Here is a 13689-nt window from a genome sequence, read left to right on the forward strand (position 1 = left end):
ATGAGCGAAACCGTGAACACATTCGAAGCACAGCAACAAGGCCGCCCGACCGGCCCGCTGGTGCGCGGCTATGAAGTCATCATCGGCTTCGAGACGCACGCGCAACTGTCGACCGCGAGCAAGATCTTCAGCCGCGCCTCCACGGCCTTCGGCGCCGAGCCCAACACGCAGGCCTGCGCCGTGGACCTCGCGCTGCCCGGCACGCTGCCCGTGATGAACAAGGGCGCGGTCGAACGCGCCATCAAGCTCGGCCTTGCGCTCGGCTCGCACATCGCGCCGCGCAGCGTGTTCGCGCGCAAGAACTACTTCTATCCCGACCTGCCCAAGGGCTACCAGATCAGCCAGTTCGAGATCCCGGTCGTGCAGGGCGGCTCGGTGTCGTTCTTCCTCGGCGAAGAGAAGAAGACCGTGCGCCTCGTGCGCGCCCACCTCGAGGAAGACGCGGGCAAGTCGCTGCACGAGGACTTCATCGGCCAGAGCGGCATCGACCTGAACCGCGCCGGCACGCCGCTGCTCGAGATCGTGACCGAGCCCGACATGCGCTCCACCGCCGAGGCCGTGGCCTATGCGAAGGAGTTGCACAAGATCGTCACCTGGATCGGCATCTGCGACGGCAACATGCAGGAAGGCAGCTTCCGCTGCGACGCCAACGTGTCGGTGCGCAAGCCCGGCGACAAGCTCGGCACACGCCGCGAGATCAAGAACCTGAACAGCTTCAAGTTCATGCAGCAGGCGATCGACTACGAGATCCGCTGGCAGATCGAGGAGATCGAGGACGGCCGCAAGATCGAGCAGGCCACCGTGCTGTTCAACCCCGACACCGGCGAGACGCGCGCGATGCGCGCCAAGGAAGACTCGGCCGACTATCGCTACTTCCCCGACCCGGACCTGCCGCCGCTGACCATCGCGGCCGACTGGATCGAGCGCGTGAAGGCCACGATGCCCGAACTGCCGCGCGCGATGGCCGAGCGCTATGTGGGCGACCACGGCCTGTCGGAATACGACGCGGCGCAGCTCACGCAGAGCCCGGCGCTGGCGCGCTACTTCGACGACGCGGTGAAGGCCGGCGCCACGCCGAAGCTCGCGAGCAACTGGATCACCGGCGAGATGGCGCGCCGCCTCAATGCGCAGGAGATCGGCATCGAGGCCGCACCGGTCGGCGCCCTGCAGCTCGGCCAGTTGGTCAAGCGCATCGCCGACGGCACGCTGCCCAACAATGCAGCGCGCCAGGTGTTCGAAGCGCTCTGGACCGGCGAAGGCAGCGACGTGGACGCAATCATCGAAGCCAAGGACCTGAAGCCGATGAACGACACCGGCGCGCTCGATGCGATCCTCGACGAGGTCATCGCCAGGAACCAGAAAAACGTCGACGAATACCGCGCCGGCAAGGAAAAAGCGCTGAACGGCCTCGTCGGTCAGGTGATGAAGGCCAGCGGCGGCAAGGCCAACCCTGCGCAGGTCACTGAGCTGCTCAAGGCCAAGCTGGGTTGATCGAACCCCGGGGCCCTCGCGGCCCCGGCGGGTTCATTCAGCGTTGCGCGTTCGCGCTCGGGGGGGACGACGGGCCCCAGAGCTTCTTGAGGCGCGCATGCTCCTCGTCGAAGCGCGCATTCACACGCTTCTTCTCTTCTTCCTGCTCGGCGATGAAGCGGGTCTGCACCGCCATGCTCTGCGTGTTGTCATCGAGCTTGCGGCGCAACGCACCCGGCGCCTTGCTCGTGTCCTTCTTGTAGAACTCGAGCTCCTCGTCGATCTTCTTGCGGTCTTCGCCCAATTCGGCAACGCGCTTCTTCGCCGCCTGGATCACCGCGTCGACCTGCACCAACGCCTCGTTGCGCTCGCGGTCGTGCGAGGCGGCATTGGGGTAGCGCACCAGCAGCGCACGCTCGCGCCGGCGCTCGTCGGTCAGGCGGGCCGCCTGCACGGCGGCGTCGCGGGCGCGGTCTTCGCGCTCGGCCATTTCGCGCGCCGAATAAGTGGGCTCGATCTTGCGGCGGGTGAGGCCGTTCGGACTCAGTTCGCGCTGCTCGCGGTCGCTGCAATCGGCAATCGGCCGGTCCGCCGTGAGCGTGCGGCCACGCGCGTCGGTGCAGGTGTAGATGCCGCCGGCGTTGGGGTCCGGCTTCGTCGCCTGCGCCTGCACCGCGCCGGAGAAAGACATGGCCACCAGAAAAACCGATGCCGCCGCCAACAGGCGGGCAGGCTTGCCGTGATCGCGCGTGCTCATCGGTGTGTGCCTCAGCTGGCGCCGTAGCGCGTGCGGTAGGCCAGCACGCGCTCCCGGTGCGCGCCCAAGTCGGCCGCCGCATTGCCCGAGAGGTAGCTCAGCAGGTCGTCGAGCGTGGCGATGGCGATCACCGCCAGGCCCAGCTGGTTGCGCACGTACTGCACGGCGCTGTGGTCCACGTCGACGCCGTTCTCGGTGGCTTTTTCCTGCCGGTCGAGCGCGATGGCCGCGGCGTGCGGCGTGGCACCTGCCGCCTGGATCGCGGCGATCGATTCGCGCACCGCGGTGCCGGCGGACATCACGTCGTCGACGATCAGCACGCGGCCCTTGAGCGGCGCGCCCACCAGGTTGCCGCCCTCGCCGTGCGCCTTGGCTTCCTTGCGGTTATAGGCAAAGGGGTAGTTGCGGCCGCGCCGGGCCAGCTCGGCGGCCACCGTGGCGCCCAGCGGGATGCCCTTGTAGGCGGGGCCGAAGATCATGTCGAATTCGAGGCCGCTCTCGATCAGCCGGTCTGCATAGAATCCCGCGAGCCGCGCGATCTTGGCGCCGTCGTCGAAGAGCCCCGAATTGAAGAAATAAGGACTCATCCGCCCGGCCTTGGTCTTGAACTCGCCGAAGCGAAGCACGCCTGCGTCGAGCGCGAACTGGACGAAGTCCTGCGCCACCGCACTGCTTTTCTCACCATTTACAGCCATTGGAAATTCCTTGTGTTCAAACTGACCAGTCTCAATCTCAATGGCCTGCGTTCGGCCGCCACCAAGGGCGTTGCCGACTGGGTTGCCGAATTGGCGCCGGATTGTATTTGCATGCAGGAGATCCGAGTTCAGGCGAGCGACATCGAAGGCCGCTTCGAGGAAATGGCCGGGCTCAAGGGGCACTTCCATTTTGCCGAGAAAAAGGGCTATGCGGGTACGGCTGTTTACACAAGACACATTCCGAGCGATGTGGTCGTGGGCTGGGGTGACCCCGAATTCGACGCCGAAGGCCGCTACCTCGAGCTGCGCTTCGACACGCCCAGGGCCAAATTCTCGGTCATCAGCTGCTACTTCCCGAGCGGCAGCTCGGGCGAAGAGCGGCAGCAGGCCAAGTTCCGCTTCCTCAAGGGCTTCTTCCCGCACCTGATCGCGCTCAAGAAGGAACGCGAATTCATTCTTTGCGGCGACATCAATATCGCCCACAAGGAAATCGACCTCAAGAACTGGCGCGGCAACCAGAAGAACAGCGGCTTCCTGCCCGAGGAGCGCGCCTGGATGACGAAGCTGCTCGACGCCGGCACCGACGGCGCGGGCCTGGTGGACGTCTACCGCATGCTCAAGCCCGACACCACCGCCGAGGCCTACACCTGGTGGAGCAACCGCGGCCAGGCCTACGCGAACAACGTGGGATGGCGGCTCGACTACCACCTGGCCACGCCGGCCACGGGTGCGCTGGCGCGCACCGAGGCGATCTACAAGACCGTCAAGTTCAGCGACCACGCACCGATCACGGTCGAGTACGACTTCACGCTGTAGAGCTCAACGCGGCGCCGAGACCTTTCCGGCGTGCCGCGCCAGATGCACCTGATGCAACGTGATCTTGCGCACCTCCGCCTGGCTGGTTTCGATGTGCGCCCGCAGCAGCATCGCGGCCTGGTCCCCCCGGTTCGCGCGGATGGCCTTGAGGATTTTTCCATGCTCCTCGTAGGTGGCCTCGATGCGCGGCTGCTGCGTGAAGTCGAGCCGGCGGATGATGCGGATGCGGTCGGTCACGTCGCTGTGCACGCGCGCCATCTCGGCATTGCCGGCAGCCGCCACCAGCGCGCAGTGAAAGGCCTCGTCCCACTGGGCGACCTGGGCCGTATCGGTGCTGCGCTCGGCCACCGGCACGAGCCAGATGCCGGCCAGCGTGTCGAGCAGGCTGCGGTCGACGCGATGGTCGGCTTCGCAGATGCGGTGCACGGCGGTGGTTTCGAGCACCATGCGCAGGTCGTAGAGCTGCTCGAACTGGTCGAAGTCGAAGGGCAGCACGCGCCAGCCGCTGCGGAACAGCACTTCAACGAACCCCTCCTGCTGCAAGCGGAAGAGCGCCTGCCGCACGGGCGTGCGCGACACGCCGAGCCGGTCGCTGATCTCGTTTTCGGTGAAGCGGTCGCCGGGCACGAGGATGAAGTCGGCCACGTCGCGCTTGAGCTGCGCGTAGACCTCGTCGGCCCGTGTACGAAAAACGGCCGTATCGGCAGCGGGTGTGGGGGAAGCAGGGCGAGGTCGGACGGTAGACACGTGTGAGATGGTAGTCGCTGCCAGCGGCTTCATGCCGTGCTGTTCAGGGCCGCAAGCAGCGCCGCGCTCGGCGCGGTCCAGCCGACGATGCCGCCCTGGGCGCGAACCATGGCCAGCGTTGCCGCCTTGAAGGCCGGAAAGTAGCTCTCGGTGCAGTCTTCGAGCAGCAGGCTGTCGTAGCCGCGGTCGTTGGCTTCGCGCATGCTGGTCTGCACGCAGACTTCGGTGGTGACGCCGCCGAACAGCAGGTGGGTGATGCCGCGCTGTTGCAGCAGTTCATGCAGGCCGGTGGCGTAGAACATGCCTTTGCCTGGTTTGTCGATGACGACTTCGCCTTCGACCGGTGCGAGCGCTTCGATGATCTGGTTCCCGGGTTCACCGGCGACGAGGATGCGGCCCATCGGGCCTTCGTCCCCGATGCGCAAGGTCGGGTTGCCACGGTTGCGTTTGGCGGGTGGGCAGTCGGAGAGGTCGGGGCTGTGCGCTTCTCTCGTGTGGACCACGAGCCCTCCTGCGTTTCGCCATGCCCGCAGCGCCGTCTTCGTGGCCGGGACGATGGCCTCCAGCAGCGACACGTTGTTGCCCAGTGTTTCGCCGAAGCCGCCGGGCTCGATGAAGTCGCGCTGCATGTCGATGAGAACCAGCGCCGTGCGCTTCAGCTCGAATTCGTAGGCGAAGGGGTTTGCCTCTATGCGCATGCTCGCTCCGGCTCGTGATGTCCACCGCCCATGTGCGCGCCGATCACATGCCGCTCGGCCCCTTCGGCCGAAGTCTCGAACACGATCCGCCCTTCGCTCATCACGACGATGCGATCCGCCAACTCCAGCAGTTCGTCGAGGTCTTCGCTGATCAGCAGCACCGCCCCGCCCTTCTCTCTCACTTGCACGATGCGTGCGTGAATCTCGGCAACGGCGGCGAAGTCGAGACCGAACACGGGATTGGCCGCGATCAGCACATTGATATCGCCAGCCAGTTCGCGCGCCAGCACCGCGCGCTGCACATTGCCACCCGAAAGACTTCGGATCGGCGCGCCCTCGCCCTGCGTCTTGACGCCGTACTCGGCGATCCACTCGCGTGCCCGGTTGCGCCAGAACGGAAAGTTGAGGACACCGCCTCGCGACAAAGGCGGCCTGTCGAAATCGCGCAGCGCCATGTTCTCCGCCACGCTGAGGTCACCGACGCAGGCGTTGCGCAGCGGCTCCTCGGGAAGGCTGCGCACCTTGAGACTGCGGTTCTCGGCGCGGCGTGCGTTGTAGGGCTGCCCCATGACGGTCACGCGGCCGGCCAGTCGCGGTCGCTGCCCGACCAGGGCCTCGACCAGTTCGCGCTGGCCGTTGCCGGAGACGCCCGCCACGCCAAGGATCTCGCCCGCGCGCACGGACAGGCTCAGGCCGTGCAGCGCGAGCGTGCCGCGATCGCCCTGCGCCTCGAGGCCTTCGACCTTCAGTGCGACAGGAGCTCCATCGGTCAGGATCTTTCTTGTGGCAGGGGAAGGTGCCGACGGCGAAGACACCGCGCCCTCGCCCCCCATCATGGCCTGCGCCAGCTGCGCCGGGCTCGTGTCCGCCACGCGGCAGTGATGCACCGCCTTGCCGCGCCGCAGTACCGTCACGCTGTCGGCATACGCCATCACCTCTCTGAACTTGTGCGTGATGATGAGCACAGTGCACAGGCCGCTTCTGGCGAACTCGCGCACATGGCCCAGCACCTCGTCGGCCTCCTGCGGCGTGAGCACCGAAGTCGGCTCGTCGAGGATCAGCAGGCGCGGCTTCAGGTAAAGCTGCTTGAGCAGTTCGAGCTTCTGCTTTTCGCCCGCTGCGAGTTCCGAAGGCCGCACATCGAGATCGAGGCTGAAGGGCGTGGTCGCGAGAAAGTCCGTCAGCTCCGCGCGCTTCGTCTTCCAGTCGATCAACGCGGGCGTCTTGCCGCCCGCGAGCAACAGGTTCTCGGCCACCGTCATGCCCGGCGCCAGCGTGAAGTGCTGGTAGACCATGCCGATGCCCAGCGCGCGCGCCACGATGGGGTTCGCGATGTCCTGCTCGCGCCCGTCGATCAGGATGCTGCCCTCCTCCGCGCGCTGGAAGCCGGCCACGCATTTCACCAGCGTGCTCTTGCCCGCGCCGTTCTCGCCGAGCAGCGCATGCACCGTGCCGGGTTCGACGCGCATCGTCACGCGGTCCATCGCGGTGAAGTTGCCGAAGCGCTTGGTCAGCTCGTAGGTGTCGAGCGCGAGCGCGCCGCTGCCGGCTGGTAACGCGCCGATGGCGTGGGGAGTGGCACTCATGGGTGCGTCAGGCCAGCGTGGCCAGCAGTGCCTGCGACGTGGTGTGCGCGCCGAACACGCCACCCTGCATCGTGATCATCTTCAACGCCGCGAGATGGTTTCCATGGTCGGTGGCGGCCGTGCAGTCAGAGAGCAGCAGGCACTCGAAGCCGCGGTCGTTGGCGTCGCGCATCGTGGTGTGCACGCACACGTCGGTGGTGATGCCCGCGAGGATCAGGTTCTCGATGCCACGCGTGCGCAGGATCAGCTCGAGGTCGGTGGCGTAGAACGAGCCCTTGCCGGGCTTGTCGATCACCACCTCGCCGGGCAGCGGCGCAAGCTCGGGAATGATGTCCCAGCCCGGCTGGCCGCGCACGAGGATGCGGCCGCACGGGCCGTCGTCGCCGATGCCTACGCCGTTGGCGCCGATCTGGCGCGAGCGCCAGCGCTTGTTGGCCGGAAGGTCCGCGAGATCGGGCCGGTGGCCTTCGCGCGTGTGGATGATGTGAAAGCCCAGCGGCCGCAGCACGGCGAGCGTGCGCGCAATGGGCTGGATGGGCGCCTGCACCAGAGAAAGGTCGTAGCCCATCACATCGACATAGCCGCCCTTGCCGCAGAAATCGGTCTGCATGTCGATCACGATCAGCGCGGTGTTGCCGGGGCGCAGGTCTCCGTTATAGGGCCAGGCATAAGGCTCGGCAGCCACGTGGCGTTCGGAAGCGATGGTCGTGGTCATGGCTGTGCTCATCCTTGGTAGTTGCGTTCCGGCGGCGCGAAGCCGCAGCTCGTGCCGTCGGTCACCTTCACCTCGGCGCTCCACGGCAGCCTGTAGGTGCCGGCGGCCATGTCGTGCATGTAGGTGTAGGGACAGTCCTGCGCGCCGCCCTTCACCGCGACGTAGCCGCGGTGGTAGAGCTGGTAGATGTTGTTCTCCACGCCCCAGCCGGTGCGCGCCTCGCGCACGAGGTCGGGCCGCAGCTCGGCGGTGACGATCTCGTCGACGCGGCCGCCGCCCTCGACCAGCACCGTGCCGTCGAAATTGCAGAACATGCCCTCGCCCATCGAATCGAAGCTCCCGTCGCTGCCGCACAGGCACACGCTCGCGGTGTAGGCGAGGTTGCAGAAGGCGTTGGCCTGGTTGGTGATGCGCCACGCATGGCGGATCGGCGCGGTGTAGCCCGCCGTGCGCAGGATGATGTCGGCGCCCTTGTACGCGGCCTCGCGCGCCATCTCGGGGAACATGCCGTCATGGCAGATGATGAGCGAGAGCTTGCTGCCGTTGGGCCCGTCGCACACGGGAATGCCGAGATTGCCGGGCTCCCAGGGCTCGACCGGCACCCACGGGTGCAGCTTGCGGTAGTAGAGCTTGATGGCGCCCTGGTCGTCGATGATGAGCCCGCTGTTGTACGGATTGCCGCCGGGGTTGGCTTCCATGATCGAGAAGCAGCCCCAGATGCGGTGCTCGACGCAGGCGCGCCTGAAGGCCGCCACCTCGGGGCCGTCGAGCGTGCACATGATCTCGGGGCTGGTGTCCATCGAGAGGCCGTGCAGCGCGTACTCGGGGAACACCACGAGGTCCATGGTCGACTGGTTGCGGCGCGCCTTGCCCACCATGTCGCAGATGCGCTGCGTCTGCGCGGCCAGGTCGGCCTGCGTCTTCACGTTCGGTAGTTGCAGCTGCACCAGGCCGACGACGACGCCGTGCGCCGATTTGTTGAGGCCGCCCAGACCGCTCATGACGTTCAGCTCCTTGTCGATGAAAGTTCGCCGGGGCTGCCGACAGCCGCACTGCCCGGCTTGCAGGTGAGCACCAGGATCACCAGCGTGAGCACGTAAGGCACGGTGTTGAACAGGTGATAGCCCCAGCCGATGCCGATGGATTGCAGCGCCGGCCCGATGGCGCCGGCACCACCGAAAAGCAGCGCCGCACCCACGCAGCGCAGCGGGCTCCAGCGCGCGAAGATCACGAGCGCGACGGCGATCAGGCCCTGCCCGCTGGAGATGCCTTCATTCCAGCTGCCGGGATAGAACAGCGTGAGCGATGCACCACCGAGCCCGGCAATGAAACCGCCGGCCGTCGTCGCCGCAATGCGCAGCCCCGCGACCGAATAGCCGAGCGCACGCGTCGCCTGCGCCGAATCGCCCGCCATGCGCACCAGCAGGCCGGCGCGCGTGCGCGCAAAGCCCCACCAGAGCAGCACGGCCAGCGCCACGCCCACCGGCACCAGCGCGTTGAGCTGCAAGGCAGAACGCACCACGGGGTTGTCGCTCCAGAAACCGAGCGGAATCGCGGGAATCTGCGGCGCCTGCGGCTGGATCAGCGGCTTGCCCAGGTAGAACGCAAGCCCGGTGCCGAGCAGCATCAAGGCGATGCCGGTCGCCACGTCATTGACACGGTCGAGCGAGCACAAGAGACCGTGCAGCAGCGCGAGCACCGCTCCCGCCACCGCGCCGATCAGCACGCCGAGCCAGGCCGAATCGGTGAGGTAGGCACCGCCGAAGGCCGCCATGGCCGAGAGCACCAGCACGCCTTCGAGCCCGAGGTTGATGCGGCCCGACTTCTCCGTGAGGCACTCGCCCAGGCTCACGAACAGAAAGGGGGCGCCCACACGCAGCGCACCGCCGACGATGCCGGCCACGAGCGCGATCCACTGGTCGACGGTCATGCCGGATTCCCCGATGCGCGGAACATGCGCGCACGCAGCGCCTTCCAGTCGACCATGCGCAGGCCCTCGCTCGCAAGGATCAGCACGAAGGCAATGCCCTGCAACACCAGCACCGACGCATCGGGCAGCCCGAGCCGCCGCTGCAGCAGGCTGCCGGCCGCGCCGAAGCCGCCGAACAGGATCGCCACCGGCACGATGGCCACCGGGTTGTGCCGCGCGATGAAGGACACGAGGATGCCCGCGTAGCCGTAGCCCGCGATCAGCGAGGCATTGGCATTGGTGTGCACCGCCGCGACTTCGACCGCACCCGCAAGCCCCGCGCAGGCGCCGCCCAGACCGCAGGCCCCGAGGATGAGCCGCGTGGCCGGCAGGCCCACGAGCTGCGCAGTGCGCGGATTGCCGCCGACCACGCGCACCGAAAAGCCCGAGGCCGTCGCGCGCAGCCACCATCCGAGCCCGAGGCAGGCCACGACGCCGATCGCCAAGCCCCAGTGCACGTCCGAGCCGCCGATGCCACCGATCAGCAGTCCGTCGTTCAGCGCGTGGGTCGATGGCTTGTTGAGGCTCGCCGGATCGCGCAGCGGCCCTTCGACCAGGTGTTTGAAGATGCCGATGGCGATGTAGGCCAGGAGCAGGCTGCTGATGGTCTCGTTGATGCCGCGGTACTGGCGCAGATACCCCGCGAAGGCGATCCACACTGCGCCGGCCAGCGCGCCGGCCATGCAGACCACCACCGTGCCCACGACATTGCCGGGCAGCGGGACCGCGTGCGCGAACGCCGCGCAAGCCAGCCCGCCCAGCACCAGGGCGCCCTCGCCGCCGATGACGATCAGCCCCGCACGCGCCGGCAGCGCCACGCACAGTGCGGTGAGCATCAGCGGCGCAGCGCGCTGCAAGGTGTTCTGCCACGAGAACCAGTCGCCGAACGCGCCCTTGAACAGCGTGGCCCAGACCTCCACCGGATCGACACCGGCAAAGGCCACCAGCACGCCGAACAGCAGCAGTGCCGCCGCGATGGCGAACACCGGCAGGGCGAATTCCTTGAGCGCGTGGCGCATGGGGATGCCGCGGGATCAGGCCGAACCCAGAACGCCTTCGACGAGGTAGTTCATCTTCTCGAGTTCGAGGTCCGTCTGCTTCAGCACCTTGCCGGCCGGCACCACGACCGCGCCCTTGTTGTCCTTGATGCCGTCCTTGAAGATGTCGAAGGTGCCCGCGATCATCTTCGCCTTGATGTCGTCGGCCTGCTTCTTCGCGGCGTCCGGCACCATGGGTCCGTAGGCGGACATCTTCACGTAGCCTTCCTTCAGGCCGCCGCGCAGGAAGTTGGGATGCGGCTTGCCGGCTTGGGCGGCCTCGATGGCGGTCTTGTAGGCGGTGAGCCAGTTCCACTCGGCGCCGGTGAGGTACGCGTTGGGCGCCAGCTTGGCCTGGCTCGCGTGATAGCCGCAGACCATCTTGCCGCGCTTGGCAGCCGTCTCGACCACCACCTTGGGGCCGTCGACGTGCATGGTGAACACGTCGCAGCCCTGGTCCGCGAGGCTGTTGGTGGCCTCGGCCTCCTTCACGGCCATCGACCAGTCGCCGGTGAAGATCACGCTGCAGGTGATGCCGGGCTTGACCGAGCGCGCACCGAGCGTGAAGGCGTTGATGTTGCGCAGCACCTGCGGAATCGGCTTGGCGGCAACGAAGGCGATCTTGTTGCTCTTCGTCATGTGCGCAGCGATCACGCCGTTCAGGAACTGGCATTCGTCGATGTAGCCGAAGAAGCTGCCGGCGTTCTTCGGATGCTTGCCTTCGGTCCAGAGGCCGCCGCAGTGCGAGAAGCGCACGTCGGGGTTCTTGGGCGCGACCGCGAGGATGTGCGGGTCGAAGTAGCCGAACGAGGTGGGGAACAGCAGCCTGGCGCCGTCCTGCGAGATCATGCCGGCCATGGTCTTCTGCACGGCCGCGGTCTCGGGCACGTTCTCCTCTTCCACCACCTTGATGCCGGGCAGCTTCTTGATCTCGGCCGCTGCCATGGCGTGTGCCTGGTTGTAGCCGTAGTCGTCGCGCGCGCCGACGTAGATCACGCCGACGGTCAGCGGCTTGGCCTGCGCGCTGGCGAGGGCGCTCCAGCCTCCGAGCGTGCCGGCGGCGCCGAGCGCAGCCAGGGACTTGAGGGAATCACGACGATTGATTTGGCTTGTCATGGCGTTCTTTCCAGAGGTTGAAGGAAGTGCAAAAAATGTGCCGCGCGTTCAGGCCGGCAGGCTCACGTGGGCGGCGACCACGCGCCAGCCTTCGGCGGTGCGTATCCAGGTCTGGCTCTGGCGGCCGATCTGGCGGCTGCCTTCGCGATGGAACTCGACATTCGCCGTCGCGAAATCGCGGCCGAAGGTGGTGATGACGGTGCGCAGCAGTTCGCGCGGCGGACTCTGTACGGGCAGCGAGGCGCGGAAGGCGCGGATGTCGGCGTGGCCATAGTGGCTTTCGGAGAAGCCGTAGCGCAGCGTGTGCGGGCTGTTCCAGAACAGCGCGTCGAGCACCTCTCGCTGGTTGGTCACCAGTGCTTCTTCATACCGTGCGAACACGGCGCTGACTTCGGCGTGCACCTCGGGGATGTTGATCTCGAGGGTCATCGACGCACCTCCCGCTGGAAGATGTCGAGGCTCAATTTCTTCATCGCGACGAAGTGCTCGGTGCTCAGCGTCTCGACGGTGCGTGGGCGCGCATCGCCGTAGCGCAGGATCTCGGCCACCCTGGTCGGCCGCTTGGTCAGCAGCAGCACTTCGTCGGCGAGGTAGACGGCCTCTTCGAGGTCGTGCGACACCAGCAGCATGGTGGTGCCGGTCTGCATGAACACCTCCTGCAGCTTCTCGCGGATGAAGAGCGTCATCTCGAAGTCGAGCGCGGAGAAGGGCTCGTCGAGGAACAGCACCTCGGGATTGGGTGCGAGCGCCCGCATGATCGATGCGGTCTGCTGCTGTCCGCCCGAGAGCTCGTACGGAAAGCGTTTCAGGTCGAACTTCACGTCGAACGACGCCACCAGCTCTTCCATGCGCCGATCGACCTCGGCCTTGCTTCGCCCCTCGAGCTTCAGCGGGTAGGCGATGTTGTCGATGGTTCGCATCCACGGAAACATCGCTTCGCGGTAGTTCTGGAACACGTAGCCGATCTTGGTGTCCTTTCGCTGCTTGCCGTCGAACAGGATCTCGCCCGCGTCGATGGGAATCAGGCCCGCGATCATGTTGATCAGCGTGGACTTGCCGCAGCCGTTGGGCCCGAACACCGAGACGATCTTGTGCTTCGGAATGTCGAGGTCGAAGTTCTCGTACAGCTGCCAGCCCGCGAAGTACTTGGTGAGGCCGCGGAGGGTGATGTGCGTGCCGGCCGGGCCGGGCTTGAAGGCCGGCTTGGGCACGTCGGCGTACACCGGGCCGTTGATGACGATGTCCTGTGTGACTTTCATCTTCCGCTCCAATGCACGATGCGGCGCTCGGCGATAAGGAAAAGAATGTTCAACGCATAACCGAGCGCACCCGCCGCGAGGATGGCCGCGTACATGCTCTTCACGTTGAGCACCTGCTGCGCATCGATGATGCGGTGGCCAAGGCCCGTGTCCGAGCCGATGAACATCTCGGCCACGATGACGATCACCAGCGCCATCGACACCGCCGAGCGCAGGCCCACGAAGCTGGGTTGAAGGCTTTCCCAGATCAACACGTCCTTGAAGACCTGCCAGCGCGAGGCGCCCATGACGCGCGCCGCCATCACCCGCTGCTTGCGGGCGTTGATGACGCCGTAGGCGCTGTTGAACACCACGATCAGCAGCGCACCGAAGGCGGCGATGGCGATCTTGTTGACGTCGGACACGCCGAAGATCAGCAGGAACAGCGGAATCAGCGCGGACGACGGCGTCGAGCGGAAGAAGTCGATCAGGAACTCGACGCTGCGGTACGCCTTCTCGTTGCTGCCGAGCAGCACACCCAGCGGCACGCCGATCACTGCCGCAATGGCAAAGGCCTGCAGCGTGCGCCACACCGTCATCGCGAAGTCGGTGAGCAGCGGTCCGCCTGCGAGCCCCGTGATCAGCGCGGCGATGGTGTCGGCCGGCGTCGGCAGCAGGATGGGTTTGATGAAGCCGAGCCGCACCACCAGGTCCCACACGATGAACAGCACCACGGGGCCGATGAAGGGCAGCAGGCGGTCGCACAGCGGCGGCTTCGGTGCCGCTGTGGCGGCGCTGGCCGGCGGAGTCCACGGCGCGGCCGTGGTCGTGCTTGCGTCGGCCAT

General features: G+C 66.8%; 15 protein-coding genes. 2 read left to right on the forward strand and 13 right to left on the reverse strand.

Going from position 1 to position 13689, the window contains the following annotated elements; genetic code table 11:
* Positions 1-1491, forward strand: coding sequence for an Asp-tRNA(Asn)/Glu-tRNA(Gln) amidotransferase subunit GatB (gene gatB, locus AC1DXX_RS05710; protein WP_478133198.1), 1491 nt, complete (start codon positions 1-3; stop codon positions 1489-1491).
* Between the two features lie 37 nt (positions 1492-1528).
* Here the strand turns inward: gatB and AC1DXX_RS05715 are convergent, their stop codons facing one another.
* Positions 1529-2227 (reverse strand): DUF4124 domain-containing protein, encoded by a 699-nt coding sequence (locus tag AC1DXX_RS05715; RefSeq protein WP_478133199.1) that lies wholly within the window; start codon positions 2225-2227, stop codon positions 1529-1531.
* A gap of 11 nt (positions 2228-2238) precedes the next feature.
* On the reverse strand, positions 2239-2922 hold the full coding sequence (gene pyrE / locus AC1DXX_RS05720; protein WP_478133200.1) for an orotate phosphoribosyltransferase: 684 nt from the start codon (positions 2920-2922) through the stop codon (positions 2239-2241).
* Positions 2923-2934: 12 nt separating this feature from the next.
* Between pyrE and AC1DXX_RS05725 the strand changes: the two genes are divergently transcribed.
* Entirely contained in the window at positions 2935-3738 is an 804-nt protein-coding gene (locus AC1DXX_RS05725) for an exodeoxyribonuclease III (protein ID WP_478133201.1), read from the forward strand.
* Positions 3739-3741: 3 nt separating this feature from the next.
* On the opposite strand, the gene AC1DXX_RS05730 is transcribed toward AC1DXX_RS05725, so the two are convergent.
* From AC1DXX_RS05730 to AC1DXX_RS05780, 11 genes are read right to left on the reverse strand one after another with little or no spacing between them, the layout of a single operon-like run.
* Complete coding sequence (locus tag AC1DXX_RS05730) at positions 3742-4518, reverse strand: GntR family transcriptional regulator (RefSeq protein ID WP_478133202.1); 777 nt, start codon at positions 4516-4518, stop codon at positions 3742-3744.
* A complete protein-coding gene (locus tag AC1DXX_RS05735; protein WP_478133203.1) occupies positions 4515-5183 on the reverse strand; it encodes a cysteine hydrolase family protein in 669 nt (222 codons plus the stop codon). Before AC1DXX_RS05735 ends, AC1DXX_RS05730 begins: the two co-directional genes overlap by 4 nt.
* The gene (locus AC1DXX_RS05740) at positions 5174-6769 is read right to left on the reverse strand and encodes an ABC transporter ATP-binding protein (protein ID WP_478133204.1); all 1596 of its coding nucleotides are present in this window, start codon (positions 6767-6769) and stop codon (positions 5174-5176) included. The genes AC1DXX_RS05735 and AC1DXX_RS05740 overlap by 10 nt, the downstream gene beginning before the upstream one ends.
* A 7-nt stretch (positions 6770-6776) precedes the next feature.
* The gene (biuH, locus tag AC1DXX_RS05745) at positions 6777-7496 is read right to left on the reverse strand and encodes a biuret amidohydrolase (protein ID WP_478133205.1); all 720 of its coding nucleotides are present in this window, start codon (positions 7494-7496) and stop codon (positions 6777-6779) included.
* Positions 7493-8485 (reverse strand): formamidase, encoded by a 993-nt coding sequence (locus AC1DXX_RS05750; protein WP_478133206.1) that lies wholly within the window; start codon positions 8483-8485, stop codon positions 7493-7495. The genes biuH and AC1DXX_RS05750 overlap by 4 nt, the downstream gene beginning before the upstream one ends.
* 5 nt (positions 8486-8490) lie before the next feature.
* The gene (locus AC1DXX_RS05755; RefSeq protein WP_478133207.1) at positions 8491-9414 is read right to left on the reverse strand and encodes an ABC transporter permease; all 924 of its coding nucleotides are present in this window, start codon (positions 9412-9414) and stop codon (positions 8491-8493) included.
* Positions 9411-10472 (reverse strand): ABC transporter permease, encoded by a 1062-nt coding sequence (locus AC1DXX_RS05760; protein WP_478133208.1) that lies wholly within the window; start codon positions 10470-10472, stop codon positions 9411-9413. The genes AC1DXX_RS05755 and AC1DXX_RS05760 overlap by 4 nt, the downstream gene beginning before the upstream one ends.
* A 15-nt stretch (positions 10473-10487) precedes the next feature.
* Complete coding sequence (locus tag AC1DXX_RS05765; protein ID WP_478133209.1) at positions 10488-11606, reverse strand: BMP family ABC transporter substrate-binding protein; 1119 nt, start codon at positions 11604-11606, stop codon at positions 10488-10490.
* A gap of 48 nt (positions 11607-11654) precedes the next feature.
* Positions 11655-12035, reverse strand: a complete 381-nt coding sequence (gene hpxZ / locus AC1DXX_RS05770) for an oxalurate catabolism protein HpxZ (RefSeq protein WP_478133210.1) — start codon at positions 12033-12035, stop codon at positions 11655-11657.
* Complete coding sequence (locus tag AC1DXX_RS05775) at positions 12032-12865, reverse strand: ABC transporter ATP-binding protein (RefSeq protein ID WP_478133211.1); 834 nt, start codon at positions 12863-12865, stop codon at positions 12032-12034. Before AC1DXX_RS05775 ends, hpxZ begins: the two co-directional genes overlap by 4 nt.
* Positions 12862-13689 carry an ABC transporter permease gene (locus tag AC1DXX_RS05780; RefSeq protein WP_478133212.1) on the reverse strand — a complete coding sequence of 276 codons (828 nt, stop codon included), beginning with the start codon at positions 13687-13689 and terminating at the stop codon, positions 12862-12864. The genes AC1DXX_RS05775 and AC1DXX_RS05780 overlap by 4 nt, the downstream gene beginning before the upstream one ends.

This window comes from Variovorax sp. P4_B10 (assembly GCF_056402375.1).

Excerpts from the sequence above, each read along its gene's own strand:
- gatB (WP_478133198.1), top strand. The coding sequence starts at position 1 with ATGAGCGAAACCGTGAACACATTCGAAGCACAGCAACAAGGCCGCCCG.
- AC1DXX_RS05760 (WP_478133208.1), bottom strand. The coding sequence starts at position 10,472 with ATGCGCCACGCGCTCAAGGAATTCGCCCTGCCGGTGTTCGCCATCGCG.
- AC1DXX_RS05775 (WP_478133211.1), bottom strand. The coding sequence starts at position 12,865 with ATGAAAGTCACACAGGACATCGTCATCAACGGCCCGGTGTACGCCGAC.
- AC1DXX_RS05730 (WP_478133202.1), bottom strand. The coding sequence starts at position 4,518 with ATGAAGCCGCTGGCAGCGACTACCATCTCACACGTGTCTACCGTCCGA.
- AC1DXX_RS05755 (WP_478133207.1), bottom strand. The coding sequence starts at position 9,414 with ATGACCGTCGACCAGTGGATCGCGCTCGTGGCCGGCATCGTCGGCGGT.
- hpxZ (WP_478133210.1), bottom strand. The coding sequence starts at position 12,035 with ATGACCCTCGAGATCAACATCCCCGAGGTGCACGCCGAAGTCAGCGCC.
- AC1DXX_RS05750 (WP_478133206.1), bottom strand. The coding sequence starts at position 8,485 with ATGAGCGGTCTGGGCGGCCTCAACAAATCGGCGCACGGCGTCGTCGTC.
- AC1DXX_RS05735 (WP_478133203.1), bottom strand. The coding sequence starts at position 5,183 with ATGCGCATAGAGGCAAACCCCTTCGCCTACGAATTCGAGCTGAAGCGC.
- AC1DXX_RS05780 (WP_478133212.1), bottom strand. The coding sequence starts at position 13,689 with ATGGCCGACGCAAGCACGACCACGGCCGCGCCGTGGACTCCGCCGGCC.
- AC1DXX_RS05765 (WP_478133209.1), bottom strand. The coding sequence starts at position 11,606 with ATGACAAGCCAAATCAATCGTCGTGATTCCCTCAAGTCCCTGGCTGCG.
- pyrE (WP_478133200.1), bottom strand. The coding sequence starts at position 2,922 with ATGGCTGTAAATGGTGAGAAAAGCAGTGCGGTGGCGCAGGACTTCGTC.
- AC1DXX_RS05740 (WP_478133204.1), bottom strand. The coding sequence starts at position 6,769 with ATGAGTGCCACTCCCCACGCCATCGGCGCGTTACCAGCCGGCAGCGGC.
- AC1DXX_RS05715 (WP_478133199.1), bottom strand. The coding sequence starts at position 2,227 with ATGAGCACGCGCGATCACGGCAAGCCTGCCCGCCTGTTGGCGGCGGCA.
- biuH (WP_478133205.1), bottom strand. The coding sequence starts at position 7,496 with ATGAGCACAGCCATGACCACGACCATCGCTTCCGAACGCCACGTGGCT.